This window comes from Vibrio sp. OPT46 (assembly GCF_015163535.1).
Classification (GTDB): Bacteria; Pseudomonadota; Gammaproteobacteria; order Enterobacterales; family Vibrionaceae; genus Vibrio; species Vibrio alginolyticus.
On sequence record NZ_JADDYG010000517.1, the window covers coordinates 45,501 to 46,804 of the forward strand.

The 1,304-nt window shown below is 48.6% G+C and carries 2 protein-coding genes; both read right to left on the minus strand.

Annotated features, from left to right (window positions below):
• A partial coding sequence (hisF, locus tag IQR33_RS33890) for an imidazole glycerol phosphate synthase subunit HisF (protein ID WP_228014049.1) occupies window positions 1-530 on the minus strand: 530 nt, incomplete at its 3' end.
• A complete protein-coding gene (gene hisA, locus IQR33_RS21195) occupies window positions 512-1,249 on the minus strand; it encodes a 1-(5-phosphoribosyl)-5-[(5-phosphoribosylamino)methylideneamino]imidazole-4-carboxamide isomerase (RefSeq protein WP_104978975.1) in 738 nt (245 codons plus the stop codon). The genes hisA and hisF, both read right to left, overlap by 19 nt.
• Window positions 1,250-1,304: the final 55 nt, after the last annotated feature.

Here is a 1,304-nt window from a genome sequence, read left to right on the forward strand (position 1 = left end):
TTCAGTACGATTTCACCAGCGCCGCGTTTTTGTACTTCTTGCACCCAATCACGCGTTTCCCATTGGGTCGCTTTGGTGCGTTCTTCATCACCAGTAAACTGGTAAACCTGATACTTGCCCGTCTCTTTGTCGTAGTATGAATCGATACCAACGACGATACATTGCACACCAAACTTATCAGCAAGGTCAGTAATCAACTGAGGGTTCGCCAATGCAGGTGAGTTGATAGACACTTTGTCTGCACCAAACTCAAGAATGCGCGCTGCGTCTTCCGCTGATTTAATACCACCAGCCACACAGAAAGGAATATCAATAACTTCTGCAACGCGAGCGACCCAACTTTTATCGACGACACGACCATCACTTGAAGCGGTAATATCGTAGAACACGAGCTCGTCTGCGCCCTCTTCCGCATAACGCTGTGCCAGAGGAACGATGTCGCCAATGATTTCATGGTTACGGAACTGGACGCCCTTGACCACTTGTCCATCACGTACATCAAGACATGGGATTATTCGCTTTGCCAACATGCAAACGCCTCCTCTGCTGTGAACTTACCATCTAACAACGCGCGACCAACGATCACGCCTGCCACACCGCAGCCTTTTAGCGCTTCGATATCTGCTAGCGAACCGATGCCGCCTGAAGATTGGAACTGCACTTGTGGGTACTGTTTACATAGGTCGACGTAAAGCTCTACGTTTGAGCCTTCTAGCGTACCGTCACGAGAAATGTCAGTACACAGCACGTGCTGTAGACCTACCGTTAGGTAATCGTTGATCAGAGCTTCAATAGTCACGCCTGAATCTTCTTGCCAACCAGAGATCGCCACTTTACGTGTGCCGTCTTGATCGATGTTGATGTCCAACGCGAGAACGATTTTCTCTGCGCCGTATTTTTCCATCCAACCTTTCACAAGCTCTGGCTGTTTTACTGCTGTTGAGCCAACGACAACACGCTGAGCCCCCGCTTCTAGCAGATCAATCACGTCTTGCTCTGTGCGCACTCCGCCACCGATTTGGATGTTCGCTGGCGTGCTTGCTAGTAGCTTTGCAATTAAATCAAGTTGACGTGCTGTCGTGTCTTTCGCGCCAGTTAAATCCACCAAGTGCAGCCAGTTAGCACCAGCTTGGTGGTACAAGTTGAACTGCTCTGCTGGGTCGACTTTGTACTCAGTTACTTGGCCGTAATCACCTTGATAAAGGCGAACCACCTGTCCTTCAATTAAGTCAAGAGCTGGAATAATCACACTAAATCCCTTTTATAATTCTAAGAAGTTTTGAATAAGCTTCGCGCCCGCTTTT